The sequence below is a fragment of the Hyphomonas sp. genome (assembly GCF_046313735.1).
In the GTDB taxonomy this organism is placed as follows: Bacteria; Pseudomonadota; Alphaproteobacteria; order Caulobacterales; family Hyphomonadaceae; genus Hyphomonas.
Window position 1 is genome coordinate 1 of record NZ_JBKBXW010000113.1, and the last position, 2078, is coordinate 2078.

A 2078-nucleotide genomic window follows, 5' to 3' on the forward strand; every position below is an offset into this window, starting at 1 on the left:
GCGTGCTGGGCGGCGATGCGCCAAGACTGCCGCCACGTGATACCCCGAAAGGCGAGACGCCGCGGCCTCCGCCAGCGCTGGAAGAGCTGCCCGAAATTCCGGAGACCGGCGACGAAGCCCTGGGCGGCCCGGAGGCGGACAGCGAAGCGCCGCGCAATCGCAATGACGAGCTCAACGAGCTTCTGAATGCGGCCGACGAAACCTTGCGCAGTCCGCCCCGGCCGGAGACCGGCGAGGGGCCGGAAGCGGAGTTGCCTGAGTTCGGGGCTACGCCGCTTGAGCCTCTTCCCGCCGAAGAGCCGCCGCAGGAGCCAAGGTCGCCGGTGGTGCCGGAGGATGACGCAAGCGATCCGGCGCCTGCCCAAGACGAAGGTCCGCGAGACCTGCGACCGGACTAAGCCGTTCCGCTATCAGCCGCCAAAGGCGTTCGCATGGTCGCGCGCGAAATCCTCAAAACGGCGGGGGCGGTAGCCCGTCAGCGCCACAAGATCCGGGCTGACTGCTGCGGCGTGCCCTTCCGCGAACCAGGTCTGCAACTCGGTCACCGCCCTCGCATCCCATTCCGGCAGGCCCATGCCTCTCAGCGACTGCTCCGCCATCTCCGGCGGAACCGGCACATAAGTCACCTCCCGGCCGGCGACTGCGGACAGCGTGTTCGCCATTTCGGCACAGGTCAGCGCTTCGCTGCCCGTGAGTTCGTGCACACAGCCGTCATGGGCGCCGGTCGCCAGAACCTGCCCGGCGGCGGCCGCCACGTCGCGCACATCAAGATAGCTGAGCCGCGCCGCGCCGAGCGGCAGGTAGAAGCGGCCATCGGCGCGGATCGGCCCTGCCTGCCAGAGGAGGTTCTGGAAAAACCCGTTCGGCCGCAGGATCGTCCAGCCTAGTCCTGACGCCATGAGCATGGCATCGCAGCGGCCATGCTGCCGAAGGATTACCGGGGCGCTGTCCACACCTGCGCCAAGCGCGGACAACCTTACCACACGCTCCACCCCGGCCTGGCGGGCAGCTTCCAGGCCGTTCTGGACCAGGGTCTCAGCCTGCTGATGAACTGGGGTCAGCAGGAAGACACTCGCGACCCCCTCCATCGCCGCGCCCAGCGTGGCAGGATCGGACAGGTCCCCCGTAACAAGATCAAACCCCATCCCGGCAAGGTCCGGGGCCCGTGCCGGGTCGCGAACCAGCGCCCGGGCAGGGACCTGCCGGTGTTTCAGTTCTGCCAGCAAAGCCCTGCTGACCGTGCCCGTCGCACCGGTCACGAGTAGTCCAGCCTTGTTCATGCGTCCCTCCCTTGATGTCAGGATGCGCGCAGACCGTCCCCCCGGTCAGACAGGATCATACGGGAAAATGCTCGCCGTTGCACCCATATCCGTGAAGTCCGGGCTCATCGCCGGGAAGCAATGCGAGATCAGCGTTTCCGGATTCCAGCCTTCGAGGCGGGCCATGGATTTCACCGGGCGTGGCTGGTCGAACAGGATCACTTCATTACCGCGCACGCCGAAGATCTGCCCACTGACATTCGAGGATTGGTCCGAGCAAAGCGCCACGGCCAGCTGCGCCACCTGGTCAGCGCGCATGCCGTCCTTCATCCGCTGAACGCGCTGCGCGCCGGCCTCGTCCTTCACAGGGATCGAGGCGATCATTCGTGTCCATGCAAACGGCGCGATGACATTCGAGCGGACTTTCTTGGCGGCGCCTTCCATGGCGACAATCCGTGAGAGGCCGACAATGCCCATTTTCGCGGCGGCATAGTTCGCCTGGCCGATATTGCCGATCAGGCCGGAGGTGGAGGTGAAGAAGACATAGGCGCCATGCTCCTTCTCGCGGAAATACTCGATGGCCGCGCGGGCGACATTGTACGAGCCGTGCAGGTGAACATCGATGACCGCCTTCCAGTCGCTCTCGCTCATCTTGTGGAACATCCCGTCACGCAGGATGCCGGCGGGATTGATGATGGCGTCGAGGCGGCCAAAAGTGTCGAGCGCCTGGGTGACCATGCCGGCGACCGACGCGTAATCAGTTACGCTTTCGGAGTTCGAAACTGCCTCGCCGCCCGCCGCGCGGATTTCTGCCGCCAC

2 protein-coding genes and 1 pseudogene are annotated in these 2078 nt (G+C 65.9%); 1 reads left to right on the forward strand and 2 read right to left on the reverse strand.

The window, feature by feature from the left end:
• Positions 1-398: pseudogene (locus ACK4SV_RS16925) on the forward strand (hypothetical protein); the annotation flags it as partial.
• 12 nt (positions 399-410) lie between these two features.
• Here the strand turns inward: ACK4SV_RS16925 and ACK4SV_RS16930 are convergent.
• Entirely contained in the window at positions 411-1280 is an 870-nt protein-coding gene (locus tag ACK4SV_RS16930) for an SDR family oxidoreductase (protein WP_409919016.1), read from the reverse strand.
• A gap of 45 nt (positions 1281-1325) precedes the next feature.
• A partial coding sequence (locus ACK4SV_RS16935; RefSeq protein ID WP_409919017.1) for an SDR family oxidoreductase occupies positions 1326-2078 on the reverse strand: 753 nt, incomplete at its 5' end.

Bases quoted from the DNA above. Each gene is read 5' to 3' on its own strand.
- ACK4SV_RS16930 (WP_409919016.1), bottom strand. From the start codon at position 1,280: ATGAACAAGGCTGGACTACTCGTGACCGGTGCGACGGGCACGGTCAGC.